Source organism: Rhodoferax sp. GW821-FHT02C08, assembly GCF_059421805.1.
On the sequence record NZ_JBWKVR010000008.1, the window covers coordinates 69,046 to 94,758 of the forward strand.

Annotated in this window: 25 protein-coding genes; 17 read left to right on the forward strand and 8 right to left on the reverse strand. The window is 61.8% G+C overall.

What is annotated here, in order from left to right; translation table 11 throughout:
• Nucleotides 1-14 precede the first annotated feature (14 nt).
• From bufB to AC07VY_RS11985, 4 genes are all read left to right on the forward strand, one after another.
• Nucleotides 15-902 carry an MNIO family bufferin maturase gene (gene bufB / locus AC07VY_RS11970; protein ID WP_495097655.1) on the forward strand — a complete coding sequence of 296 codons (888 nt, stop codon included), beginning with the start codon at nt 15-17 and terminating at the stop codon, nt 900-902.
• On the forward strand, nt 899-1,651 hold the full coding sequence (locus AC07VY_RS11975; protein WP_495097654.1) for an HvfC/BufC N-terminal domain-containing protein: 753 nt from the start codon (nt 899-901) through the stop codon (nt 1,649-1,651). The genes bufB and AC07VY_RS11975 overlap by 4 nt, the downstream gene beginning before the upstream one ends.
• Before the next feature lie 3 nt (nt 1,652-1,654).
• Nucleotides 1,655-2,164, forward strand: a complete 510-nt coding sequence (locus AC07VY_RS11980; protein ID WP_495097653.1) for a DoxX family protein — start codon at nt 1,655-1,657, stop codon at nt 2,162-2,164.
• Between the two features lie 248 nt (nt 2,165-2,412).
• The gene (locus AC07VY_RS11985; RefSeq protein ID WP_495097652.1) at nt 2,413-4,464 is read left to right on the forward strand and encodes a methyl-accepting chemotaxis protein; all 2,052 of its coding nucleotides are present in this window, start codon (nt 2,413-2,415) and stop codon (nt 4,462-4,464) included.
• A 185-nt stretch (nt 4,465-4,649) separates the two neighbouring features.
• On the opposite strand, the gene trpD is transcribed toward AC07VY_RS11985, so the two are convergent.
• The 5 genes from trpD to trpE are packed head-to-tail and all read right to left on the reverse strand — an operon-like array spanning nt 4,650 to nt 8,748.
• Entirely contained in the window at nt 4,650-5,669 is a 1,020-nt protein-coding gene (trpD, locus tag AC07VY_RS11990; protein ID WP_495097651.1) for an anthranilate phosphoribosyltransferase, read from the reverse strand.
• Nucleotides 5,670-5,682: 13 nt separating this feature from the next.
• Nucleotides 5,683-6,360, reverse strand: a complete 678-nt coding sequence (locus AC07VY_RS11995) for a LysE family translocator (RefSeq protein WP_495097650.1) — start codon at nt 6,358-6,360, stop codon at nt 5,683-5,685.
• On the reverse strand, nt 6,357-6,932 hold the full coding sequence (locus AC07VY_RS12000; protein WP_495097649.1) for an anthranilate synthase component II: 576 nt from the start codon (nt 6,930-6,932) through the stop codon (nt 6,357-6,359). Before AC07VY_RS12000 ends, AC07VY_RS11995 begins: the two co-directional genes overlap by 4 nt.
• Complete coding sequence (locus tag AC07VY_RS12005; protein WP_495097648.1) at nt 6,929-7,249, reverse strand: chorismate mutase; 321 nt, start codon at nt 7,247-7,249, stop codon at nt 6,929-6,931. Before AC07VY_RS12005 ends, AC07VY_RS12000 begins: the two co-directional genes overlap by 4 nt.
• Nucleotides 7,246-8,748, reverse strand: coding sequence for an anthranilate synthase component I (gene trpE / locus AC07VY_RS12010; protein ID WP_495097647.1), 1,503 nt, complete (start codon nt 8,746-8,748; stop codon nt 7,246-7,248). Before trpE ends, AC07VY_RS12005 begins: the two co-directional genes overlap by 4 nt.
• A 347-nt stretch (nt 8,749-9,095) precedes the next feature.
• Here trpE and AC07VY_RS12015 point away from each other — a divergent pair, with 347 nt between their 5' ends.
• Entirely contained in the window at nt 9,096-9,677 is a 582-nt protein-coding gene (locus tag AC07VY_RS12015) for a chalcone isomerase family protein (RefSeq protein ID WP_495097646.1), read from the forward strand.
• A gap of 175 nt (nt 9,678-9,852) precedes the next feature.
• The gene (locus AC07VY_RS12020; RefSeq protein WP_495074195.1) at nt 9,853-10,815 is read left to right on the forward strand and encodes a chemotaxis protein; all 963 of its coding nucleotides are present in this window, start codon (nt 9,853-9,855) and stop codon (nt 10,813-10,815) included.
• Nucleotides 10,816-10,846: 31 nt separating this feature from the next.
• Here the strand turns inward: AC07VY_RS12020 and AC07VY_RS12025 are convergent, their stop codons facing one another.
• Together AC07VY_RS12025 and AC07VY_RS12030 are read right to left on the reverse strand one after the other, a co-directional pair.
• Nucleotides 10,847-11,266: a hypothetical protein gene (locus AC07VY_RS12025; protein ID WP_495074194.1), complete on the reverse strand. Its 420-nt coding sequence runs from the start codon at nt 11,264-11,266 to the stop codon at nt 10,847-10,849.
• A gap of 23 nt (nt 11,267-11,289) precedes the next feature.
• The gene (locus tag AC07VY_RS12030; RefSeq protein WP_495097645.1) at nt 11,290-11,700 is read right to left on the reverse strand and encodes an acyl-CoA thioesterase; all 411 of its coding nucleotides are present in this window, start codon (nt 11,698-11,700) and stop codon (nt 11,290-11,292) included.
• Between the two features lie 41 nt (nt 11,701-11,741).
• On the opposite strand from AC07VY_RS12030, the gene AC07VY_RS12035 reads away from it, so the two are divergent.
• From AC07VY_RS12035 to pyrC, 11 genes are all read left to right on the forward strand, one after another.
• Entirely contained in the window at nt 11,742-13,601 is a 1,860-nt protein-coding gene (locus tag AC07VY_RS12035; RefSeq protein WP_495097723.1) for an ABCB family ABC transporter ATP-binding protein/permease, read from the forward strand.
• A 102-nt stretch (nt 13,602-13,703) separates the two neighbouring features.
• Nucleotides 13,704-14,645 carry a 2-hydroxyacid dehydrogenase gene (locus AC07VY_RS12040; RefSeq protein WP_495097644.1) on the forward strand — a complete coding sequence of 314 codons (942 nt, stop codon included), beginning with the start codon at nt 13,704-13,706 and terminating at the stop codon, nt 14,643-14,645.
• Between the two features lie 41 nt (nt 14,646-14,686).
• Nucleotides 14,687-15,619, forward strand: a complete 933-nt coding sequence (locus AC07VY_RS12045) for a LysR substrate-binding domain-containing protein (protein WP_495074191.1) — start codon at nt 14,687-14,689, stop codon at nt 15,617-15,619.
• Between the two features lie 344 nt (nt 15,620-15,963).
• Complete coding sequence (locus AC07VY_RS12050) at nt 15,964-17,259, forward strand: dicarboxylate/amino acid:cation symporter (protein ID WP_495074190.1); 1,296 nt, start codon at nt 15,964-15,966, stop codon at nt 17,257-17,259.
• 11 nt (nt 17,260-17,270) lie between these two features.
• On the forward strand, nt 17,271-18,164 hold the full coding sequence (locus AC07VY_RS12055) for an amino acid ABC transporter substrate-binding protein (protein WP_495097643.1): 894 nt from the start codon (nt 17,271-17,273) through the stop codon (nt 18,162-18,164).
• A gap of 163 nt (nt 18,165-18,327) precedes the next feature.
• Complete coding sequence (locus AC07VY_RS12060; protein WP_495074188.1) at nt 18,328-19,227, forward strand: amino acid ABC transporter substrate-binding protein; 900 nt, start codon at nt 18,328-18,330, stop codon at nt 19,225-19,227.
• Between the two features lie 117 nt (nt 19,228-19,344).
• The gene (locus AC07VY_RS12065) at nt 19,345-20,067 is read left to right on the forward strand and encodes an amino acid ABC transporter permease (RefSeq protein ID WP_495074187.1); all 723 of its coding nucleotides are present in this window, start codon (nt 19,345-19,347) and stop codon (nt 20,065-20,067) included.
• A gap of 1 nt (nt 20,068) precedes the next feature.
• A complete protein-coding gene (locus AC07VY_RS12070; RefSeq protein ID WP_495074186.1) occupies nt 20,069-20,755 on the forward strand; it encodes an amino acid ABC transporter permease in 687 nt (228 codons plus the stop codon).
• Nucleotides 20,756-20,776: 21 nt separating this feature from the next.
• Nucleotides 20,777-21,514, forward strand: coding sequence for an amino acid ABC transporter ATP-binding protein (locus tag AC07VY_RS12075; protein WP_495074185.1), 738 nt, complete (start codon nt 20,777-20,779; stop codon nt 21,512-21,514).
• A 29-nt stretch (nt 21,515-21,543) separates the two neighbouring features.
• Nucleotides 21,544-23,190: a methyl-accepting chemotaxis protein gene (locus AC07VY_RS12080; protein ID WP_495074184.1), complete on the forward strand. Its 1,647-nt coding sequence runs from the start codon at nt 21,544-21,546 to the stop codon at nt 23,188-23,190.
• A gap of 35 nt (nt 23,191-23,225) precedes the next feature.
• The gene (pyrC, locus tag AC07VY_RS12085) at nt 23,226-24,263 is read left to right on the forward strand and encodes a dihydroorotase (RefSeq protein ID WP_495097642.1); all 1,038 of its coding nucleotides are present in this window, start codon (nt 23,226-23,228) and stop codon (nt 24,261-24,263) included.
• A 6-nt stretch (nt 24,264-24,269) separates the two neighbouring features.
• On the opposite strand, the gene AC07VY_RS12090 is transcribed toward pyrC, so the two are convergent.
• Complete coding sequence (locus AC07VY_RS12090) at nt 24,270-25,676, reverse strand: FAD-binding oxidoreductase (RefSeq protein ID WP_495097641.1); 1,407 nt, start codon at nt 25,674-25,676, stop codon at nt 24,270-24,272.
• Between the last annotated feature and the right edge of the window lie 37 nt (nt 25,677-25,713).

Sequence of the window (25,713 nt, forward strand, 5' to 3'; positions counted from 1 at the left end):
GCGCAGCGACTGCCATGTCCTATCCCGTTGATACACAGTTGCTGCCACGCGGTGCAAGCCCTGCAGGCTTGCCTGCCCGCTCCGGCATAGGGCTCAAATCCACACATGTGGGCGAGATTTTGCAGACCTTGCCCGCGCTCGGTTTCTTCGAGGTGCATGCCGAAAACTATATGGTGGACGGCGGCCCCTTCCACCAGCACCTGGCCCGCGTTTGCGAGCACTACCCGCTGTCCATGCACGGCGTTGGCTTGTCCATAGGTGCCGAAGGCCCGCTGGACGCCTACCATCTTGATGCTTTGGCGGCCCTGCTGGACCGCTACCAACCCGCATCCTTTTCTGAACATCTGGCCTGGTCCAGCCATGGCGGCGTGTTCCTGAACGACTTGCTGCCCATGCCCTATACGGGCCGCACCCTGCAGCGCGTGTGCGAGCATATCGACCAGGTGCAGACCCGTCTGCACCGGCGCATGCTGCTGGAGAACCCCGCCACGTATGTGCAGTTTGCCGAGTCCACCTGGGACGAATCGGCCTTCATCGCCGAGGTGCTGCAACGCACCGGCTGCGGCCTGCTGCTGGACGTGAACAATGTGTTTGTTAGCAGCGTCAACCACCACTTCGACGCCCAGGCCTATGTGCGCGCACTGCCGCTGGACCAGGTGGGCGAGATCCATCTGGCCGGTTTTGCCGAACAATGTGACACCGCCGGCGATCCGCTGCTGATCGACCACCACGGCGCGCCGGTGGACGCGGCGGTCTGGCGGCTGTACGACTACGTGCTGGGTTTGACCGGCCCGGTCGCCACGCTGATAGAGCGTGACAACGATTTACCCGCCTTGCCTGTGCTGCTGGCCGAGGCCGGCATGGCCGAGCACCGGCTGCACACGATCCAGGTGACCGCATGAGCGCGCAAGCCCTATTCGCCCAGGCTCTGCTGCAGCCCGCACAGCCTTGCCCTGACGGCCTGCGCGTTTGGAACGGCTCCGACCCGGCGCTGCGTTTCGCGGTGTACCGCAACAACGTGCTGGTGTCGCTGGTCGATGCGCTGGCCACCACTTTTCCCGTGGTGCAAGCCCTGGTGGGCGAGGAATTCTTCCGCGCCATGGCCGCGCTATTCGTGCGCGCCCATACACCGCAGTCGCGCATCCTGGCCTGGTATGGCACGGATCTGGCCGATTTCATTGAGCACTTCGAGCCTGCTGGCAGCCTGCCCTATCTTGCCGATGTGGCGCGCTTGGAAATGGCCCGCGTGCGGGCCTACCACGCAGCCGATGTGGCCGCTGTGCCATCCGAGGCCCTGCAGGCTGTCCTGGCGCAGCCCGAGCGGCTGGCCAGCTTGCGGCTGGGTCTGCACCCGTCCCTGCAGGTGCTGGCCTCGCGCTACGCGGTGTTCTCGCTGTGGGCCGCGCACCAGGGCCCGCTGGACTTGGCCAGCGTGGACCCGTGCCAGGCTGAGACCGTGCTGGTCTACCGCAATGGCATGCAGGTGGAGACCACGGCGGCCAGCCCGGCTAGCGGCCACTTCATCCGCGCTGTATTGCAAGGCGAAAGCCTGCTGGCCGCCGCCAGCGCCGATACCGACCTCAATCTACCGGCCACGCTGGCCCACCTGGTGCGCCAGCAGCTGATTACCCACCTCGATTTTGGAGACTGAACCATGGACACCGTACACACCCCATCGACCGCATCGCCCCCAGTTGCCGCACTGCGCAAGCTCATCGCCCTGTGCGCGCAGATACCGCACACGCTGATCGCCTTTCTGGCACGCTTTTCCATCGCCGCGGTGTTCTGGAAGTCGGGCCAGACCAAGGTGCAGGGCCTGGCTGTCGACCTGGTGGGCGGCGAGTTCCACCTGGGCTGGCCGCATCTGTCGGCCTCGGCGGTGGCCCTGTTCCGCGAGGAATACAAGCTGCCCCTGGTGTCGCCGGAGCTGGCCGCGCCCATGGCCGCCTGTGCTGAGCATTTCTTTCCACTGCTGATATTGCTGGGCCTGGGCACGCGCCTGTCGGCACTGGCTTTGCTGGGCATGACGCTGACCATCCAGCTTTTCGTCTACCCCGAGGCTTACCCTACCCACGGCACCTGGGCCGCCCTGCTGCTGTACCTGGTCGCGCAAGGGCCAGGCAAGTTGTCGCTGGACCACGCCATCGCCCGCCGCTACGGTTAGTTAGGTTTGCTATGGTTTAAATAGCTGCTAGCGCAGGTAAATTCTGCGCTAGCGAGCCATTTGCTTAAATTTCTGCGGCGTGCTTGGTCTATGCCAACATGTAATAAATGCGGTTGCGCGATGGCCAACCTCTACGCAGCAGTGGCGTTCTCGGCAAGAATGGATGTGCTTTACTTTCCGTAATATGGACCGTGCTACACGGTCTCTGCCCGCACACCTCACTAGCGCCTGGAGCACCTATGCTTGCAATGCTTACCTCTCTTCGCGGCAAGATCGTCGCCATCACCGCCGCCGTACTGCTGGTGGGGCTGGTTGGCTTGTCGATCAACAACGTCTGGACCGCGCGCCAGTACGCGCTGGAGGCCTTGGACAGCCAGACCCGATCCTTGGCCAACTCGCACGCCGAAGGCGTGGCCGAATGGATCGCGCAGAACCACAGGGTGGTGGCGTCCATCGCGGCCGCGGTGCCCGAGGAAGACCCGCTCAAAGCCCTGGTACAGGCCAAGGTGGCGGGTGGTGTGGACTCGGCCTACATCGGCTATGCCGACAAGAAGGCCATCTTCTCAGAGGTGCGTACGCGGGCCCCGGACTACGACCCCACCGTACGCCCCTGGTACCAAAAGGCCTCGGCGGCAGACGGTCCGGTGGTCACCGACCCTTACATTGGCGCTGCCTCCAAGAAGTTGCTCATTACTTTTGCCGCCGCCGTGAAGGAGGGAGGCCAGGTCAAGGCCGTGACCGCCGCCGATGTGCTGATGGACACCGTGTCGCGCAACGTGGCTTCCATCCGCCCAACGCCCGGCAGCTACGGCTTTATCGTGTCCAAGGCCGGCAAAATCGTGGTGCACGAAGATGCCAACTTGCTGCTCAAGCCGGTGGCCGATATTGCACCTGACCTGGGCCAAGGCGGCTTTGCCGACCTGAAAGGCCTGACCGACATCAAGATCAATGGCGAGTCCCGCCTGGTCTATGCCGCACCCATCACCGGCACCGACTGGTCGCTGGTGGTGGCCCTGCAACGCGACGAGGCCACGGCCGGCATCCGCGCCATGGTCTGGTCATCGGTCGTCGGCGCCCTGGTGGTGGCGGTAGCCGTGCTGTTCATCATCGCAACGGTACTCAGCAAAACCCTGCGTCGCCTCACCGTGCTGCGCGATGCCATGCAAGAGGTGGGCTCGGGCGACGGCGACCTGACCCTGCGCGTGGCCACCAGTGGCAATGACGAGCTGGCCACCATTGCCTCCAGCTTCAATCAGTTCGTTGAGAAGATCCACGCCGTGATGCAGCAGGTACGTACCAGCGCCGATGGCGTGGCCATGGCCAGTGTGGAAATCTCGCAGGGCAATAACGACCTGAGCGCGCGCACCGAGAACCAGGCCAGCGCGCTGGAGCAGACCTCTGCCTCCATGGAAGAGCTGGGCGCCACCGTCAAACAAAACGCCGACAGCGCGCGCCAGGCCAACCAGTTGGCGATGACCGCGTCCTCGGTGGCCATCCAGGGCGGTGAGGTGGTGGGTCAGGTGGTCGAAACCATGAAGGGCATCAACGAGTCCTCGCGCAAGATCAGCGACATCATTGGTGTGATCGACGGCATAGCCTTCCAGACCAATATCCTGGCGTTGAACGCTGCCGTGGAAGCGGCCCGTGCGGGCGAGCAGGGGCGCGGCTTTGCCGTGGTGGCCAGCGAGGTGCGCAGCCTGGCCGGGCGCAGCGCCGACGCGGCCAAGGAAATCAAGCAACTCATTTCCACCAGTGTGCAGCGGGTGGAGCAGGGCACGGCCCTGGTGGACCAGGCCGGCGCCACCATGACCGAGGTGGTGGGCTCCATCCAGCGCGTGACGCAGATCATGGGCGAGATCAGCGTCGCCAGTGCCGAGCAAAGCTCGGGCGTGTCGCAGATCGGAGAGGCCGTGACCCAGATGGACCAGGTGACCCAGCAAAACGCCGCGCTGGTGGAGCAGATGGCCGCAGCGGCCAGCAGCCTCAAATCCCAGGCTGGCGATCTGGTGGACGTGGTGGGTGTGTTCAAGCTGGCATCGCATACAACCCAAACGTCCCACAAACCGCAGCGCAGTGCCTTGGCTCCGGTGGCCGCGCCGCACCGGACCAGCGTGGCGCCAGCGCCACGACCCGCAGCCAAGGTACCAGCCGCCAAACCTCTGGCCTCGGCGGCCAAGACCCCTGCACCTGCACCTGCGCGGCCCGCGGCGGCCAAGTTGCCGGCGCCTTCGGCCCGCAAGCCCGTGCCGGCCAAACCCGCCAAGCCCGCGGGTGGTGAGGACGACTGGGAAACCTTTTAAGTACGCAGCCAGGCGCGCGTAGCAAGGGTGAAAGAGCCCGGCGCCGGTTAGCGTGCCGATTGGAATCGACGCCTTTAGCGTCTTTAATGCGGGTGTTTTATGCCTGCGGCGCAGATATTCTCTGCGCAGGCAGCTATCAAAATAGAAGCAAGCGCGGCAATGTGCGTGCTTGCCTCGTGTAGCCGCTAGGCGGTGGTGGCCTGCACCAGCTGGGCCAGCTTGGCCTTGGCCGCGCCGGATTCAATCGCGGTCCGTGCCAGCTGCAAGCCTGCTGCCAGCGAGTCGGCCACATTGGCGGCGTAGAGCGCGGCGCCGGCGTTGAGGATCACGATGTCGCGCGGGGCACCATGGTCGTTGTTCAGCACGCCCATCAGCATGGCCTTGGATTGTTCGGGCGTGTCCACGCGCAGATTGCGGTGGCTGGTCATGGTCATGCCGAAGTCCTCGGGGTGGATTTCGTACTCGGTGATCTCGCCGTGTTGAAGCTCGCCTACCAGGGTGGCCGCGCCCAGGCTGACTTCGTCCATGCCGTCCTTGCCGTAGACCACCAGCGCGTGCTCGGCGCCCAAGCGCTGTAGCGCCCGCACCTGGATGCCCACCAGGTCTTGGTGGAACACGCCCATCAGGATGTTGGGGGCTCCGGCGGGGTTGGTCAGCGGGCCCAGGATGTTAAAGATGGTGCGCACGCCCAGCTCCTTGCGCACCGGTGCCACGTTCTTCATGGCAGGGTGGTGGTTGGGGGCGAACATAAAGCCTATGCCCACATCGGCAATGCACTGCGCAATGTCCGGGGAGGCGAGGTTGATGTTCACGCCCAGGCTCTCCAGCACATCGGCGCTGCCGCTGCTGCTGCTGACGCTGCGCCCGCCATGCTTGCTGACCTTGGCGCCGGCTGCAGCTGCTACGAACATGCTGCAGGTGGAGATGTTGAAGGTGTGGGCGCCATCGCCGCCGGTGCCCACGATGTCTACCATATGGGTGGTGTCGGCCACATGCACCTTGTTGGAGAACTCGCGCATCACCTGGGCGGCGGCGGTGATCTCGCCTATGGTTTCCTTCTTCACGCGCAGGCCGGTGATCAGCGCGGCCATCATCACCGGCGACATCTCGCCGTTCATGATCAGCCGCATCAGGTGCAGCATCTCGTCGTGGAAGATTTCGCGGTGTTCGATGGTGCGCTGCAGGGCTTCTTGGGGGGTGATCATGGGAGGCTCCGGGTCAATTGCTAGGGGTGCTGGACAAGGCCAGCTTCAGGCCAAAGCCGACAAACAGCGCGCCGGCGCCGCGTTCCAGCCAGTGCATGCCGCGCCGCACCGCGCCCATGCGGCGGGCGGCCCAGGCGGCCAGCAAGGCGTAGCCGAGGTTGATCGGCACCGCGTTCAGGTTGAACAGCAGGCCGAGCAGCACGAAGGACAGCGTGGGATGCGCGCTGCCCGGGGTGATGAACTGCGGCAGAAAGGCCAGAAAGAACAGCGCCACCTTGGGGTTCAGCGCATTGGTCCAGAAGCCTTGCAGAAATACTTTCTTTAAGCTTTTTGTGCCGCTGGCGCTGGTGGAATCTGCGGGGGCAGCTATCGAATCCGTAGCATCCACGGGTTTGGGCGCACGCAGCATCTGCACGCCAACCCACACTAGGTAGGCCGCGCCCATCCACTTCAGCACCGTGAAGGCGGTGGCCGAGGCGGTGATCAGCGCGCTGACGCCGACGGCGGCCGCGAAGATGTGGACGAAGCAGCCGGCGGTGATGCCAAAGGCCGCCACCACGCCGGCCCGCCAGCCGCCGCGCAGGCCGTTGCTGAGGATGTAGAACACGTCCGGGCCGGGTGTCAGGTTCAGCAGCCAGCCGGCGGCGATGAACAGCGGCAGGTGGACGATGCCCAGCGCGTCCAGGCTCATCGCGCCCCCTGGTCCAGGAAGTTCTTCAGCATGGCGTGGCCATGCTCGGTGAGGATGGACTCGGGGTGGAACTGCACGCCCTCGATGGCCAGCGTCTTGTGGCGCACGCCCATGATTTCGCCGTCATCGGTCCAGGCGGTGATCTCCAGCTCCGTCGGGCAAGTGCCGCGCTCGATGGACAGCGAGTGGTAGCGGTTCACGGTGAACTGCTCCGGCAGGCCGGCGAACACACCTTGCTGGGTCGTGGTGATCACACTGGTCTTGCCGTGCATCAGCTGCTGCGCCCGGATGATGGTTCCGCCAAAGGCTGCGCCAATCGCCTGGTGGCCCAGGCAGACGCCGAGGATGGGTAGCTTGCCGGCGAAGTGCTGGATCGCGGCGACGGAGATGCCAGCCTCTTTGGGCGAGCAGGGGCCGGGGGAGATCACCAGCCGGTCCGGTTTGCGCGCGGTGATTTCCTCGATGGTGATTTCGTCGTTGCGCACCACCTCTACATCGGCGCCCAGTTCACCAAAGTACTGGACGATGTTGTAGGTGAAGCTGTCGTAGTTGTCGATCATCAGCAGTTTCATGCGGACTCTCCTGCGTGGATTTTGTCAAACGTGCGCTGCTCGTAGGCGATGGACGCATCGATCATGGCGCGGTAAGTGGCTTCCAGGATCTCGGGCGGCGCACCTAGTTGCACGGCCTGGGCCTTCACCCGGGCCACGATGTATTCGACCCGCTCCAGGTCGACGATCTGGTCGGCACGCTGCTTGATGCGCGCGGCCTGGGTCATGTAGTCGCTGCGCTCGGCCACCAGAGCGACGATGCGCTCGTCCAGCGCGTCGATGTGCTGGCGCACTTCGGCCATGTTGTTGCAGTGCTGGGCTTTGATGGGCGTGCTCATTCCAGTCCTTCCTCTACCAATTCACTGGCGCGCAGCAGGGCGCGGGCCTTGGCCTCGGTTTCTTTCCATTCCAGCTCGGGTACCGAGTCGGCCACGACGCCGGCTGCGGCCTGCACGAACAGGGTCTGGTTCTTGATGATGCCGGTGCGGATGGTGATGGCCACGTCCATGTCACCGGCGTAGCTGATGTAGCCGCAGGCGCCGCCGTACAGGCCGCGCTTGGTGGGCTCCAGCTGGTCGATCAGCTCCATGGCATGCACCTTGGGCGCGCCGGTCAGTGTGCCGGCGGGGAAGGTGGCCTTGAGTACATCGATGGCGCTCATGCCGTCGAGCAAAGTGCCTTCGACATTGCTGACGATGTGCATCACATGGCTGTAGCGCTCCACTGCAAAGGCCTCGGTGACCTTCACGCTGCCGATCTTGGCGATGCGGCCGATGTCGTTGCGTGCCAGGTCGATCAGCATCACGTGTTCGGCGCGTTCCTTGGGGTCGGCGATGAGTTCGGCTTCTGCCGCTTTGTCGGCCTCGGGCGAGGATCCGCGCGGGCGGGTGCCGGCCAGCGGGCGGATGGTGACTTTTTGTTCGCCACTGGGCATGGATTCCTGGCGCACCAGGATTTCCGGCGAGGCGGCGACTACGTGGAAGTCACCCATGTGGTAGAAAAACATATAGGGCGAGGGGTTCAATGCCCGCAGCGCGCGGTACAGCGACAGCGGGGATTCGGTATAGCGCTTCTTGATGCGTTGGCCGACTTGCACCTGCATGAAGTCGCCGCCGGCAATCAGCTCCTTTGCACGTTCGACAGCCGCGATGTAGTCGGCCTTGGCGAATTCGCGCTCGGTGGGGTGGCTTTGCGTGGGCTTGACGATGGGCGCGCTGACCGAATATTTGAGCTGTTCCTTGAGTTCGCGCAGGCGCTTCTTGGCCGTGGCATAGGCCTCGGGCTGACTGGGGTCGGCGTAGACGATCAGGTACAGCTTGCCCGACAGGTTGTCGATCACCGCCAGCTCTTCGCACTGCAGCAGCATGATGTCGGGGCAGCCCAGGGTGTCGGGTGGGCAGCTGGCTTCGAGTTTTTTCTCGATGTAGCGCACTGCGTCGTAGCCGAAGTAGCCAGCCAGGCCACCGCAGAAGCGTGGCAGGCCGGGGCGCAACGCGACCTTGAAGCGCTTCTGGTAGGCAGCGATGAAGTCCAGCGGGTTGCCCTTGTGGGTTTCGACGACAGTGCCGTCACGCACGACTTCGGTTTGGGCTTCAGCACCAAAGCCGCTGGCGCGCAGGAAGCTGCGTGCCGGCAGGCCAATGAAGCTGTAGCGGCCAAAACGCTCGCCACCAACTACGGATTCCAGTAAAAAGCTGTAGGCGCCACCGTTACGTGTGTAGGCCAGTTTGAGGTAGAGAGAGAGCGGGGTTTCCAGGTCAGCGAAGGCTTCCAGCATCAAGGGGATGCGGTTGTACCCGTCCTGGGCTAGGCTTTTGAATTCAAGTTCGGTAATCACGAAATTCACCTTATGTGAAATGCCAAGCCGCTGGGGGCTGGGCGTCAGCACGGTGTGCTGGGTCTATCAGGCATTGCCTCTGGGCGAGGCGCGGGGCGCACGGCAGGGCCGTGCAGATCAGGTGCGCGCAGAAGTTGGCTTACGCCAAGACCAGGCTCCCTGGCCGAGGCAACCTGCAGTGATCGTGCATGGGATAGACATGGCTAAAGTGTAGCAAACCGTTGGCCACCGGTCGCCTAGGTGACCCGAGTTCAGGGTTTGTCAGGAGCCGCGCGGGCTGGGCTGGCCGTTGCAGGGGTGAGAATGCAGGTGTCGCGGCCCAGGCCGCTTACACAGGGTGATTGCATATGCATGCGAGGCGTTTCTTGGTCACGATTTTGCTGGGCTTGTGGGCGGCAGGGGCGGCCTACGGTGTGACAGTGGCCGGCGTGGCTTACCCGGATAGCGTGGAGCAGCGCGGCGTGGCGCTGCAGCTGAATGGGGCGGGTGTGCGCTACAAGGCTGTTTTCAAGGTCTATAGCGCAGGCCTGTACTTGGGCAAGAAGGCCGGTACGCCCGAGGACGTGCTTGCCATGCCGGGCCCCAAGCGCGTCAGTATCACCATGCTGCGCGAGATCGATGCCAACGAGCTGGGCAAGCTGTTCACCCGTGGCGTGGAGGACAACACCAGCCGCAGCGAATTGTCTAAGCTGGTGCCCAGCTTGTTCCGCATGGGGCAAGTGTTTGCAGAGCAAAAGAAGCTGCTGCCGGGCGACAATTTTGTGCTGGAGTGGACGCCGGGCGAGGGTACGCTGTTGTTCGTCAAAGGTAAGCAACAGGGTGAGGTCTTTCCTGAGCCCGAGTTTTTCAATGCCTTGCTGCGTATCTGGCTGGGGAACAGCCCGGCGGACTGGAAGCTCAAGGACGCCCTGCTCGGCAAGCCAGGCTGATGTTTTTCAGGCTCTAATGGCTATCGACAAGCTTCCGAGCTTGTTGTTACAGTCTTCTGCTTCGAAAAAATATTGAACAGGTATGTAGGGGGTCGCGCTGTATTTTGGGCGATCATGTTAAAACTTGTAAAAAATCCAAATCCAGTTCTAATGGCACGCATTAAAGGGGAAAACTATGGCGACCGTACAGCAAGAGATTGACGAACGTACCAACCTGACCAGCAGCAACAAATTTGAGCTTTTGCTGTTCCGCCTCGGTGAAGCACCGCATTCGACCAATCGCGAGCTGTTTGGCATCAACGTGTTCAAGGTGCGTGAAATCATGGTGATGCCGACGATTACCGCCGTGGCGGGCTCGTCCAAGCACCTGCTGGGCATGACCAATATCCGGGGCCAGGTGATTCCGGTGATCGACTTGGCCGGTGCTGTGGGCTGCCTGCCCAAGAATGGCCTGAACATCCTGATGGTGACCGAATACGCCCGCTCGACCCAGGCGTTTGCAGTGGAAGAAGTGGACCAGATTGTTCGCCTGGACTGGGGCCAGGTGCTGTCGGCCGAGTCCAATACCGCGGGCGGCATGATCACCAGCATTGCCCGTCTCGACGGCGATATTGACAACACCCGTCTGGCCCAGGTGCTGGACGTGGAGCAGATTCTGCGCAACGTGATGCCTCCCAAAGAGCCGGACGTGGACCCCGCCAGCGTGGGGCCCAAGATCAATCTGCGCCCTGGCTCGGTGGTCATCGCCGCCGACGATTCTCCGCTGGCGCGCACCTTGGTCGAACAAGGTCTGACCGCTGTGGGCGTGCCTTACATCATGTGCAAGACCGGCAAGGAGGCCTGGGAGAAGGTCCAGGCTTTGTCCGAGGCGGCGCAGGCAGAAGGCAAGTCCATCCAGGACAAGATTGCCCTGGTGCTGACCGACCTGGAAATGCCTGAGATGGACGGCTTTACCTTGACCCGCAACATCAAAAAGGATTCGCGGCTCAAATCGATTCCGGTCATCATCCATTCGTCCCTGTCAGGCTCGGCCAACGAGGTGCATGTGAAGAGCGTGGGTGCAGACGCCTACGTCGGCAAGTTTGTGGCCGAGGAGCTGGCCGCGACCATTCGCAAAATTCTGGCCGCCGCGGGCTAAAGGCCCATGGGTTGGTGGCTGTCGTCAGCCATCACCCCAGGTAGCCCACCAGCTCCAAAATCAGCAAAACCGCATACGGAAAAGCCACTGTAGGCCGCAGCGCATGGCTGGCATATTCGGCCAGTAGCCCTGTGGTGCCGGGGCGGCTTGCCTGCCATTCGGTATGCAGCTGGCAGGCGTTGCTGGCTGGAGCCTCGCTCTGCACCAATTGCTCCACCCGCACCAGGCGGGCACCCAGGCGCGCCTGGGATGTGCGGTAGATGCTCTCCTGTATCCAGACCAGCAAGGCCAGCCCGGCCGTCAGTTCATACGGCAGCGCCAGCACATAGCCCGTGGCAAAAGCCACCAGGGCCGCCAGCTTCAGCAGCATGGCGCCTCGCTCGTATTGCTCATGGTTGTTCTGCAGCGTGCGCCATTCTTCGACCAGGGCGGAGTGGGGGGCAATAGGCATGGGTGGAGGTACCGGAGAGTTGCTTAGTCTTGCGGGGGCAGGGGGCGCGGTTCGCCATTTTCGGTAATGGCGACGTAGGTGAGCGAGGCTTCGGTGACCTTGGTGTAGCGGCCCTGGCGGTGCAGGCGCTCCGAATACACCTCGACCCGCACGGTGACCGAGGTGCGCCCGATGTGGGTGGCGGCCGCATACAGCGACAGGATGTCGCCCAGATGCACCGGCTGCTTGAATACGAATTCCTTCACGGCCACGGTTGCGACCCGTCCCTGCGCGACGCGCGCGGGGATGACCGATCCCGCCAGGTCTACTTGCGACATGACCCAGCCGCCAAAAATGTCGCCGCTGGCATTGCAGTTGTTCGGCATGGGAACTACTTTCAGTACCAGTTCCATATCGGAGGGCAAAGCTACATGCGTGTCGGAATGTGCGGACATCAGGGACAATCGGTTGGTAATAACACGTGAGATTCTCCCCGATGCGCCGCTCTGGCGAAATTGCCCCTCTTCCCGTCATGTCTGGCCATTCCGCAGCTGCGCCCACGCAGTCCGATTGGCATACCCTGCGTCGCCTGTTTCCCTATCTGTGGCAATACAAATGGCGCGTGGTGGCCGCGCTGAGCTTCATGGTGGCCGCCAAGGCCGCCAGCGTCAGCGTGCCCTTGCTGCTGAAAAAGCTTGTCGATGCCATGAGCCCCGCCGGGGGGCATGTGGCGGGGATGCCGGCCCAGGCGCTGGTTCCCACCTTGGTACTGGTGGTGCCGGCTGCACTGCTGGTGGGCTATGGCTTGCTGCGCCTGTCTACCTCCTTGTTTACCGAGCTGCGCGAACTGGTGTTTGCCAAGGCCACGGCAGGCGCGGCGCGGCGCATTTCGCTGGAGGTGTTCCAGCACCTGCACGCTCTGAGCTTGCGCTTCCATCTGGAGCGCCAGACCGGCGGCATGACGCGCGACATCGAACGCGGGACGCGGGCGGTGAACTCGCTGATCTCATACTCGCTCTACAGCATCATTCCCACGCTGATCGAAGTCGGCTTTGTGCTGACCCTGCTGGCCATGAAGTTCGATGTGTGGTTCGCCTGGATCACCTTGATTGCCCTGGTGGTGTACATCGCGTTTACTGTGACGGTGACCGAGTGGCGCACCCAGTTTCGCAAGACCATGAACGAGCTGGATTCGCATGCGCAAAGCCGCGCTATTGATTCGCTGCTGAACTTCGAGACCGTCAAGTACTTCAACAACGAAGCCTTTGAGGCCAAGCGCTACGACGAAAACCTGGAGCGCTACCGCCGCGCCTCGGTGAAGAGCCAGACCACGCTGAGCCTGCTCAATACCGGGCAGCAGCTCATCATCGCGGCCAGCCTGGTGGCCATGCTCTGGCGCGCAACCCAGGGCGTGGTGGACGGCCGCATGACGCTGGGCGACCTGGTGATGGTCAACGCCTTCATGATCCAGCTCTACATCCCGCTGGGCTTTCTGGGCGTGATCTACCGTGAGATCAAGCAAAGCCTGACCGACCTCGAAAAGATGTTCGCCCTGCTGGAAAAAGAGCGCGAAATCGCTGATCGCCCGGACGCCCAGCCGCTACAGCTGGACGCAAACGACGGCCATCCCGATGTGCGGTTTGAGCATGTGTTCTTTGCCTACGAGCCGGCGCGACCGATTCTGCAGGACGTGAGCCTGCATATTCCAGCGGGCAAGACGGTGGCGGTGGTTGGGCCCTCGGGCTCGGGCAAGTCCACGCTGGCACGCCTGCTGTTCCGCTTCTACGACGTGCAGCAGGGCGAGATCCTGATTGCCGGGCAGAACATCCAGAACGTGACCCAGGCCAGCGTGCGCCAGGCCATAGGTATCGTGCCGCAAGACACGGTGCTGTTCAACGACACGGTGGAATACAACATCGCCTACGGCCGCCCCGGCGCCAGCCGTGCCGAGGTGGAAGCGGCCGCCCAGGCCGCGCGCATCCATGGCTTCATCAGTGCGACGCCCAAGGGTTACGACACCATGGTGGGTGAACGTGGGCTGAAACTTTCGGGAGGCGAGAAGCAGCGCGTGGCCATTGCCCGCACCCTGCTGAAGAACCCGCCCATCCTGATCTTCGATGAGGCCACCTCGGCCTTGGATTCGGCCAACGAGCGTGCCATCCAGGCCGAGCTGCAAACCGCTGCACGCAACAAGACCACGCTGGTGATCGCCCACCGCCTGTCCACCGTGGTGGACGCGCACGAGATCCTGGTGATGGACGCGGGCCGCATCATCGAGCGTGGAACGCACAGCCAGCTGTTGCTGGCCAATGGCCGCTATGCAGCCATGTGGGCGCTGCAGCAAAGCGCTGAGTAGGGTTTGAGGAAATGTGCCGCTGGCGCAGATATTACCTGCGCTGGTAGCTATGAATTTAATAGTAAATGGTGGAGCCCACCAATTGGATAGACCGTTCTGACCATGCCATCACTACGTCCCAAACTGCTTGTCTTGAACTACATGGCCGATGTCCACCAGGCCATGGTCACGCCATTCTTTGACCTGATTTACGCGCCCACGGCGGATTTGCGGGCTGCCCATATTGCGGCCGATGGCCCGGCCATCCAGGTGGTGCTGACCATTGGCAGCGTAGGGCTGACGGCAGCCGAAATGGACGCCATGCCCGCGCTGCAACTGGTCTGCGCCCTGGGTGTGGGGTTTGAAAATATCGACCTGGCCCACGCCAGGGCGCGTGGCTTGGTGCTCGCCAACGGTGCCGGCACCAATGACGACTGCGTGGCCGACCACGCCATGGCCCTGCTGCTGGCCGTGGTGCGCAATGTACCCAAGCTGGACCAGCAATGCCGCCAGGGCCTGTGGCGCGATGCCTTGCCGCTGCCGGCCAGCGTTTCACACCGCCGCCTGGGTATCGTCGGCCTGGGCGGCATTGGCCACAAGGTGGCCCAACGGGCGCTGGGCTTCGGCATGCAGATTGGCTACCACGGCCGCAAGCAGCAAGAGCAGGTGCCGCACCGCTACTTTGCCGATCTGCTGTCTTTGGCTGCATGGGCCGACTTTCTGGTGGTGGCCACGCCCGGTGGGCCGGCGACGCGCCATCTGGTGAACGCCGAGGTGCTGGTTGCACTAGGGGCTGGAGGCTATCTGGTGAACGTGGCACGCGGCAGCGTGGTGGATACCGCTGCGCTGGCCGAGGCCTTGCGCAGCGGTCAGATTGCCGGTGCTGCCCTGGATGTGTACGAGAGCGAGCCCCTGCCGCCCGCAGAGCTGCTGGGCTTCGACAATCTGGTGCTGACGCCGCACCTGGGGGGCTGGTCCCCCCAGGCCATTGAGGCATCGGTGCAGCGCTTCATTGACAACGCGACCTGCCACTTCGCGGGGCAAGCCGTGGTTTCCCCGATTTAGGATCGGTGTGTGGGTTTCGGGGCTGCGGCCATAATCTGGCCATGGAAACCAAATGGCTAGAAGATTTCATCAGCTTGGCTGAAACCCGCAGCTTCAGCCGCTCCGCCCAGTTGCGGCACGTGACCCAACCGGCGTTCTCGCGCCGCATCCAGGCGCTGGAGGGCTGGGCCGGTACCGACCTGGTGGACCGCAGCTCGTACCCGACGCGGCTCACGCCCGCCGGCGAAACCCTTTACGCGCAATCGCTGGAGATGCTGCAGGCGCTGCAAAGTACCCGCGCCATGCTGCGCGGCCACCATTCGGCCGGGCAGGACGTGATCGAGTTTGCCGTGCCGCATACCCTGGCGTTCACCTTCTTCCCGGCCTGGGTGTCTTTGCTGCGCGAAAAGTTTGGCCCGATCAAAAGCCGTCTGATTGCCCTGAATGTGCACGACGCGGTGATGCGTCTGGTGGAAGGTAGCTGCGACCTGTTGATTGCCTACCACCACAGTTCCCAGCCCTTTCAGCTGGCCGCCGATCGCTATGAGATGGTGAGCCTGGGGCAGGAGGTAATTGCTCCCTACGTCAAGGCGGATTCCGAGGGCGCGCCGTTGTTCCAGCTGCCGGGTCGTCCGGGGCAACTGCTGCCCTACCTGGGCTACGCGCCGGGTGCCTATCTGGGCCAGACGGTGGACATGATTTTGAAGCAGTCGGCCACGCCCATCCACTTGGACCGGGTGTATGAGACCGACATGGCAGAGGGCCTGAAGGCCATGGCCCTGGAGGGCCACGGCATTGCGTTTTTGCCCTACAGTGCTGTCAAGAAAGAGTTGCGAACACGCAAACTGGTGAGTGCTGCGCCACCCGGCCTCACCGGGCTGGAGATGACCATGGATGTGCGGGCCTACCGCGAAAAGCCCAGTGGCCCCACGGCGGCCAAGGGTACCGCCCAGGCCTTGTGGACCTACCTGGCATCCCAAAAAACTGCGAAGTAAGCCGGCCGTTGGCGTTCATGCGTCGGTGGTCCAAATGCTGGAATCAGCGCATTCGGCAGGCTATGAAAAATTTGCATATGGCGGCGCGCAATCAGCATTGGTGTTTGGCGAAACAGACATTTACAGTTCGCCACCTTCATGAAGCCTGGAGGCTTGCACACTGCGGATAGCCGCATTGCATGGAGGTTTTTGGGCGGTATGGCGCTTGGACAGGCGGTGTGCTTGTGCCGAGGGGCGGCGGATGTTAGCCCTGGGCTTGCTGGCCATCCGCGCCATGGATCACCACGGCCCGTGCGGGGCATGAGCTTCCGCCGCGGGTCCGATGTACAGAAATAGGAAGACATATGAAACGCAAAATGCCTCCGGCAGTCACCATACTTTTAGCCATGCTGCTGGGCATCCTGATCGGCTACGTGGTGTTTCTCAACTTCCCCGACAAGAAGGCCGCCAGCGAGATTGCCGGCTACATCTCCATCATGTCGGACATCTTTCTGCGTCTGATCAAGATGCTGATTGCGCCGCTGGTGTTTTCTACGCTGGTGGTGGGCATCGCACACATGGGCGATGCGTCGGCGGTAGGCCGGGTGTTCGGCAAGGCCCTGGGCTGGTTTGTGACCGCGTCGCTGATTTCGCTGGTGCTGGGATTGGTGATGGCCAATCTGCTGGAGCCCGGCAAAAACCTGGGTCTGCCCTTGCCCGACATTGGTGCGTCTGCCGGCTTGGCTACCTCCAAATTTACCCTCAAGGACTTTGTCAGCCATCTGGTGCCCAAGTCTTTTGCCGAAGCCATGGCGAATAACGAAATTCTGCAGATCGTGGTGTTCTCGATGTTCTTCGGCGTGGCCATGGCCGCATTGGGCGACAAGGCCAAGGTGCTGGTGACGGCCATCGACGAGCTTTCGCACGTCATGCTGAAGATTACCGGTTATGTGATGAAACTGGCGCCACTGGCCGTGCTGGCTGCGATGGCTGCTACAGTTTCTGTGAACGGGCTGGAGATTTTGCTGAAGTTCGCGGTCTTCATGGGCGACTTCTATCTGGGCCTGTTCCTGCTGTGGGGCGTGTTGATACTGGCAGGCTTTGCCTTTCTGGGGCCGCGCGTGTTCAAGCTGCTGGTGCTGATCAAGGAGGCGTTTTTGCTGTCGTTTGCTACCGCCAGTTCGGAAGCCGCCTACCCCAAGATTCTGGATGCGCTGGACCGTTTCGGTGTGAAGCGCAAGATTTCCAGCTTTGTGATGCCCATGGGCTATTCGTTCAACCTGGACGGCTCCATGATGTACTGCACCTTTGCCACGCTGTTCATTGCCCAGGCCTATGACATCCATCTGCCGCTGTCCACGCAGATCACCATGCTGCTGATTTTGATGATGACCTCCAAGGGCATGGCTGGCGTGCCACGTGCCTCCCTGGTGGTGATTGCGGCTACGCTGAACCAGTTCCATATTCCTGAGGCAGGTCTATTGCTGATTCTGGGCGTGGACACCTTCCTGGACATGGGCCGTTCGGCCACTAATGCGGTGGGCAATTCCATCGCCACTGCCGTCGTTGCAAAGTGGGAAAAAGAGTTGCTGCCAGAGGAGGCGGCTGAAATGAATGCCCGCGCCATGGACGCAGCGACCGTCCGGGTCGTCAGCCAGTAAAGGTACACAGCATGCCGTTTAAGTGGACTCAATGCCTGCTGACCGGCGCAGTGGCAGTCCTGATGGCCAGCGCCGGCCATGCCCAGGCGCTGACCGGGACCTTGAAAAAGGCCTGGGATACCGGGGCTGTGACCATAGGCTACCGGGCTTCGTCGGTGCCTTTTTCCTATCTGTCAGTCCGGGGGGAGCCCATAGGCTACGCCATCGATATCTGCCGTGCCCTGGTGGCCTCCATGGAGGATGAGCTGGGCCGCGAGCTGGTACTGCGCTGGCAGCCGGTGACGGCCGAGTCGCGCATGCAGGCGGTGAGCTCGGGGCAGGTGGATTTGGAGTGCGGCTCCACCACCCATAACGTGGAGCGCGAAAAGCAGGTGGCGTTCTCTCCCGTCACCTTTGTGTCCGGCACCAAGTTGATGGTCCGCAAAGGGTCTGCGTTGCGCTCGTTCCGCGATTTAACTGGCAAGCGTGTCGTGGTAACCGAGGGCACCACGAATGAGAAAACCATGCGCGCCCTGTCGGACAAGTTCAAGCTTGGGCTGCAACTGGTGGTGGCGCGTGACCACGCGGAGTCGTTTGCCGAGCTAAAGGCGGGCAAGGTGGATGCGTTCGCTACCGATGATGTCCTGCTTTACGGCCTGCTGGCGCAGAACAAGGCCCAGGCCGAGTTTGCGGTGGTGGGCGAGTTTTTATCCTATGACCCCTACGGCATCATGTTCCGCAAGGACGACGCTGCGTTGGCGCAGCTGGTGGAGCAAAGTTTTCGCCGCCAGGCGGAAGAGGGAGACCTGGAGCGGCTGTATACCCGCTGGTTTCTGCGTCCTTTGCCATCTGGGCCCGGCATCAATCTACCCATGAGTCCTCAGTTGGCCACCATTTTCCAGTCCTTGGTGTCCAAACCGGAGTAAGTTATGCGGTAGTTGCATGATGGCAGGCACAGAGTCTGCATAGTGTGAAATGTGTATTTGTGCGCACATGATGTGCACCAAATGCGGGCGCAAGGGTTATCCCGCGGGGCGTAGTCCCTAAAATTTGCGTTGTGTAGTTCTTACTTTTATCCAGGAGTTTTTCATGAAGAAGCATTTGTTGGCTTTGGCTGTATCCGCTTTGGCAGTAGGAGGCGCTTTTGCGCAAGCCTCGGACACCATTGGCAAGGTCAAGGCATCGGGCGTGGTGACGATGGGTGTGCGTGATTCGTCTGGCGCGCTGTCCTACACCCTGGGTGATGGTAAGTTTGCCGGCTTCCACGTCGAAGTGTGCCAGCACATCATCGCCAATCTGGAAAAGGCAGCAGGCAAGAAGCTGGAAACCAAGTACCAGCTGGTGACTTCGCAAAACCGTATTCCGCTGGTGCAAAACGGCACGGTGGATATTGAGTGCGGCTCCACCACCAACAACGCCACACGCCAAAAAGACGTGTCGTTTGCCAATACCGTGTATGTGGAAGAAGTGCGTATTGCCACCAAGGCCAATTCCGGCATTACCTCGATCGCCCAGTTGAATGGCAAGAGCGTAGCGACCACCACCGGAACAACTTCGGTCCAGCTGCTGCGCAAGCATGAGCGCGCCAATGGCGTGGACTTCAAGGAAGTTTTTGGCAAGGACCACGCCGACAGCTTCTTGCTGCTGGAGTCCGGCCGTGCCGACGCGTTCGTGATGGACGGCCAGATTCTGGCCGGTAACATCGCCACCTCCAAGTCGCCTGCGGATTACAAGATTGTTGGTGAAGTGCTGAGCGTAGAGCCTATCGGCATCATGCTGCGCAAGGACGACCCTGCGTTCAAGAAGCTGGCAGACGACACGATTGCTGGCATGGTCAAGTCGGGCGAAATGGCAAAACTGTATGACAAGTGGTTCATGCAGCCCATTCCTCCGAAGAACACCAAGGTGGGGCTGCCTGCTAGCGATGCGACCAAGGCTGCCTGGGCAAATCTGAACGATAAGCCAGCCGAAGACTACGCAAAAAAATAAGTAAGTAGGTAAACCAAACCCCGCCCCCCTTTTTTACAGGGGCGGGGTTTTTGTTTGCCAAAGGGCTGCGCCATGGCCGCAACCCGTCTGAGCGGCATATTTTTGGAGGAGAGCGTTATGGGTTTGGATTGGCAGATATTTCTCAACGATGACGGCAGTGGGCGTACCTATCTGCAGTGGATGATGGAGGCTTGGCGCTGGACCTTGGCCGTGGCCGGTTGTTCCTGGGTAGTGTCCATGGTGGTTGGGGCCTTGATGGGAACTCTGCGGACCTTGCCCAACAGTCCTTGGCTCGTGCGTTTCGCCAATCTGTGGGTGGAGCTGTTCCGCAATATTCCACTGCTGGTTCAAATCTTTATTTGGTACTTTGTGGTGCCCAAGATTTTTCCTGCGATGCAAAAGGTACCGGGCTTTGCGCTGGTCGTTGTGTCGCTGGGTTTCTTTACCTCGGCGCGTATTGCCGAGCAGGTCCGTGCGGGCATCCAGGCTCTGCCCAAGGGGCAGCGCTATGCGGGCATGGCCATGGGTTTTTCTACTTTCCAGACCTATCGCTATGTGATTTTGCCGATGGCGTTTCGCATCATCTTCCCGCCGCTGACCAGCGAGTCCATGAACCTGTTGAAAAACTCGTCCGTGGCGTTTGCGGTGTCGATTTCTGAGCTCACCATGTTTGCCATGCAAGCCCAGGAAGAAACCTCTCGCGGTATTGAGGTGTATCTGGGCGTGACCTTGTTGTATGCGGTTTCGGCCTTTGCCGTGAATCGCGTGATGGGTTTTGTTGAGAAAAAAATGGCGATCCCCGGCTTCATCGTAGCCGGTGGTACCGGAGGGGGACATTGATATGGGCGGACTAGACCTTTCGTTTTTCAGTTGGGAGATCATCAGCAAGTTCGTACAGAAGGGGTTTCTCTTCAGTATTGAATTGACGGTGATTGCCACGATCGGCGGTATTTTGCTGGGCACGGTGCTGGCTTTGATGCGCCTGTCGGGCGCCAAGTTGCTGATGTGGCCAGCCACTGTCTACGTCAACGTGATGCGCTCCATCCCGCTGGTGATGGTGATTCTGTGGTTCTTCCTGCTGGTGCCTAGCAGCTTTTATTCGTATCTGCCCGACGGGGCCAACTACCGGTCGGAATATTCTGCCGCCATCACGTTCATTGCATTTGAAGCGGCCTACTTTAGCGAGATCATGCGCGCCGGTATCCAGTCCATTCCGCGTGGTCAGGTGCATGCCGGTCAGGCCTTGGGCATGACCTACGGGCAGAACATGAAGCTGGTGATACTGCCCCAGGCGTTTCGCAACATGCTGCCGGTGCTGCTGACGCAGACCATCATCCTGTTCCAGGACACATCCTTGGTTTATGCCATTGGTGCCTACGATTTGCTCAAGGGCTTCACGACCGCCGGCAAGCTCTATGGACGCCCGGAAGAAGCCTACCTGCTGGCTGCGGTGGTGTATTTCCTGCTTTGCTTTGGCCTGTCCTATATCGTTAAAAAGCTGCAGCTCAAGATTGCGATCATTCGCTGATACAGATTCGTGGAGTAAAACATGATTGAAATTAAAAACGTTTCCAAATGGTATGGCCCGGTTCAGGTGCTGAACAACTGCAATGTCAGTATCAAAAAGGGCGATGTGGTGGTGGTGTGCGGTCCGTCTGGCTCGGGCAAATCGACGCTGATCAAAACCGTCAACGCGCTGGAGCCCTTCCAGAAGGGCGAGATTTTTGTGGACGGCATTGCGCTGCACGACCCCAAGACAGACTTGCCCAAGCTGCGCAGCCGCGTTGGCATGGTGTTCCAGCATTTCGAACTGTTCCCGCATCTGTCGGTAACCGAAAACCTGACCCTCGCGCAAATCAAGGTGCTGGGCCGCTCTGCCGACGACGCCAAGGTCCGTGGCCTGAAGATGCTGGACCGCGTGGGCCTGATGGCGCATAAGGACAAGTTCCCTGGTCAGCTCTCTGGCGGCCAGCAGCAGCGCGTGGCGATTGCCCGTGCGCTGAGCATGGACCCGATGGTCATGTTGTTTGATGAACCCACTTCTGCGCTTGACCCCGAAATGGTCGGCGAGGTGCTGGACGTGATGGTGACCTTGGCCAAGGAAGGCATGACCATGATGTGCGTAACCCATGAAATGGGCTTTGCACGCAAGGTCGCCAGCCGCGTGATCTTTATCGACGTGGGTGGCAAGATCCTGGAAGACTGCTCTAAAGATGAGTTCTTCAGCCATCCGGAAAACCGCCAGCCGCGCACCAAGGACTTTTTGAACAAGATCCTGGCGCACTAAGTCAGACCACCACACCTCCAGGGTACACAATGGCATTCCACCTCTCCCGCTCCCTCTCGATTGCCCGCCGTCTTACCCTGGGGTTTGTGAACATACTGGCTTTGCTGGTGGCCGTGGCCGCCACCAGCATGTATGCCATGCACCTCTTGGGTGCCCATGTGGACCGTATCGTCCACACCAATAACCGCAAGAGCGAGTTGGCCAACCAGCTGATGGGTTCCATCAGCAGTATGGCTATACAGAGCCGCTCGGTGGCCTTGTTCACCGAGCTGGACCCCAAGCAACTGGATGTCGAGTTCAAGGCCGCCCAGACTGCCGAAGCCACCTATCTGAAGACCGAGCAAGAGCTGAATGCGTTGCTGTCACAGCCAGGTGCGTCCGAGCAGGAGCGGGCTCTGATCGCTGATATTTCCCAGATCAGCAAAAAAGCTTTTCCAGAAGTCAGGGATGCGTTGAAGCAGGCCATGGATGGTGACAACGTTGCCGCCGTGATGACCTTGATGAAGCGGGTGCGCCCGGCCGAAGCCGATCTGCGGGCCAAGGTGTCCGAGCTGATCGAGCTGCAGCGTAAGCAGACCGAGGTTGCCGCCGCCGAGGTGCAGGATTTGGAGAAGCAGGCCTTCCTCGTGGAGGGCGTGCTGGTGGCGATTGCGCTGGTGGCCGGAGGTGTCATTACCTGGCACATCACAACGACTTTGACCGCTCCCATGAACCGCGCAGTGGTGCTGGCTGAACGCATTGCCACTGGTGACTTGTCGTCCCAGGTCGAGGTACGTATTTTTGACGAGACTGGCCGGGTGTTGCAGGCCATTTCCGCCATGCAGGAAAAACTCAAATCCCTGGTCGGTGGCATCCGCCTGGCGGCGGACTCCATTCAGGTTGCCAGCAGCGAGGTGGCTGCCGGCAACCAGGACCTGAGCCAGCGTACCGAGCAAACCGCATCCAATCTGCAGCAGACCGCGCATGCCATGGACAACCTGACCGGTATCGTTTCGCACAGCGCAGACGCTGCCCAGCAGGCTAATCAGTTGGCTATGTCGGCCGCGCAGGTGGCTGCGCGCGGCGGCGCGGTAGTGTCGGAAGTGGTGACCACCATGGACGACATCAATGGCAGCTCCAAGAAGATTGCCGACATCATCACCGTCATCGACGGCATTGCTTTCCAGACCAATATCCTGGCCTTGAACGCTGCAGTGGAAGCTGCGCGTGCCGGCGAGCAGGGCCGTGGCTTTGCCGTGGTGGCCAGCGAGGTGCGTAGCCTGGCCGGCCGGTCGGCCCAGGCCGCCAAGGAGATCAAGATCTTGATCGGCGCCAGCGTCGAGCGGGTCGAAAAAGGCACACGCTTGGTGGCTGATGCGGGCGCAACCATGGGTGAAATCGTCAGCTCGGTGCAGCGTGTGACCGATACGCTTAGCGAAATTACGGCAGCGGCCACCGAGCAGAGCCGGGGCATTGGCCAGATCAACTCCGCCATTGCCGCGCTGGACCAGATGACGCAGCAGAACTCGGCCTTGGTGGAACAAAGCGCTGCTGCCGCAGACACCATGAATGGCCATGCGGTGCAGCTGGCCGCAGCCGTCAGCACCTTCAAGCTGGAGCGCAATGGCAAGGTACCGGTCGCCGGTGGCTATGGCGGCAGCACCGGCCTCAGCCTGTCAGGGCCCAGCCAGGGCTGATACCGGCGGGGGCGGCTTCAGCGACAATCTGGGGCATGACCACCGCCTCCACCATTACCCTGACCCGGCCAGACGACTGGCATTTGCATGTGCGCGACGGCGCCGCCCTGCACACCGTTGTGCCGCACGCAGCCGCCCAGTTTGGCCGCGCCCTGATCATGCCCAACCTGCGCCCGCCGGTTACCAGTACCGCCCAGGCGCTGGCCTACAAAGAGCGCATCCTGGCCGCCGTGCCTGCAGGCGTAAGTTTCGAGCCCCTGATGTCGCTGTACCTGACGGACAGCCTGCCACCCGACGAGATCGCCCGCGCCAAAGACGCTGGCGTGGTCGCAGCCAAGCTGTACCCCGCTGGTGCCACCACCAACAGCGACGCCGGCGTGACCGACTTGCGCAAGATCTACAAGACGCTGGAAGCCATGCAGCGCGCCGGCATGCTGCTGCTGGTGCATGGCGAAGTGACCAACTCCGACATCGACCTGTTCGACCGCGAGGCCGTGTTCATCGACCGCCAAATGATCCCGCTGCGCCGCGACTTCCCCGAGCTGAAGATCGTTTTCGAGCACATCACGACCAAAGAGGCTGCGCAGTACGTGCAAGCTGCCGACCAGTTCACGGCTGCCACCATCACGGCCCACCACCTGCTGTACAACCGCAATGCCATCTTCACCGGTGGCATCCGCCCTCACTACTACTGCCTGCCGGTGCTGAAGCGCGAAACCCACCGTGTGGCATTGGTCGAGGCGGCTACCTGCGGCAGCCACAAGTTCTTTCTGGGAACGGACAGCGCACCACACGCCGCGCACCTCAAAGAGCACGCCAGCGGCTGCGCCGGCTGCTACACCTCCCATGCGGCGATGGAGCTGTATGCCGAGGCCTTTGACAACGCCGGTGCCTTGGACAAACTGGAAGCCTTTGCCAGCTTCAACGGTCCGGACTTCTACAGCCTGCCGCGTAACCAGGGCACCATCACCTTGGTGAAGGAAAGCTGGACCCCACCCGAGAGCTTCCCCTTCGGTGAAGCCCAGCTCAAGCCGCTGCGTTCGGGTGAAGCGCTGCCCTGGCGTCTGCTCTAAGTCGGCTTAAATTACCTTGCCTGGATTCAGAATGTTCTTCGGGTCCAGTGCGGCTTTGAGCATGCGCATCAGGGCAATCTGCTCGGGCGAGCGCGCATGGGCTAGCCAGCGGCGCTTCATGGTGCCAATGCCGTGCTCGGCCGACACCGTGCCGCCGTATTCGCGCACCAGGCCGTAGATGATTTCATCTGCTGCGTCCTTGGGCTGGGCGGCCACGCCGCTTTGGTAGGCCACGATGTGTACATTGCCGTCGCCGATGTGGCCGTAGAACACGGCCTCGCAGCCCGGTAGCTGGGCGCTGAGGGCGGCCTTGCAACGCACGGCGTATTCGTCCATGTTCACCACCGGCAGGCCGATGTCGTAAGCCAGGTGGCCGGGCCAGAGCTGGTGGAATTCGGCACAGGCGTCGCGCACGCCCCAGAAGGCTTTTTCATCGGCCAGCGACTGCGACACCACGGCGTTGGGCACGGTACCATCTTCCAGCAACTGGGCCAGCCAGGCTTCGAAGTTGGGGCCGTCGCGCGCCGGATCGGTGCCCAGGGCCTCCACCAGCACATAAGCGCCGTAGCGGCGGCCATCGGCGGCGAAGGGGTTGCGTACGCCGCGCACTTTTTGCGTCGCCATGTCCCAGTAGTCGGGCCACATCACCTCGAAGGCCGACAGCATAGGGCCCAGGCCGTTGCGCGCCGCGGTCAGCAGCTTCAGCACTGTGCCGTAGTCCTCGGCCGCGCACAGCGCCACCATGGTGGAGGCGGGCTTGGGAAACAGGCGCAGCACCACGCGGGTGATGATGCCCAGCGTGCCTTCGCTGCCGATAAAGATGTGCTTCAAGTCAAAGCCGGCGTTGTTCTTGATCATCTTGTTCAGGCTGCTGACCACTGTGCCGTCGGCCAGCACTGCCTCCAGCCCCAGCACCATGTCGCGCGCCATGCCGTAGCGGATGACACGGTTGCCGCCTGCGTTGGTGGACAGGTTGCCGCCAATCGCACACGAGCCGCGCGCGCCCAAGTCCAGCGGGCAGAAGAAGCCGGCTGCTGCTGCTGCCTGCTGCACCACCTCCAGCGGCGTGCCGGCCAGCACGGTCATGGTGGCCGAGGCGGAGTCAATTTCTTCAATCCCCACCAGGCGCTCCAGCGACAAGGCGATCTCGTCGTCCAGCGCGCGGGCGCCGCCGCACAGACCAGTCAGGCCGCCCTGGGGCACCACGGCGATGCTGTGCGCGTGGCAGATGCGCAGGGCCGTGGCTACGCCTTCGGTATCGGTCGGGCGTACCATGGCCAGGGGCGTGGTGGGCGGCAGGCCGCTGTAGTCGTTGCGGTTACGGGCGGGCACCTCGTCGGCCAGAAAAACGGCGGAACCCAGCTGTTGGCGCAGGTCCTGAAGGGCAAGTCCGGCGGCGGTAGAGGAGGTCATAGGAGTGCAAAAAACTGATGTATGTAAGGTTCTGGAT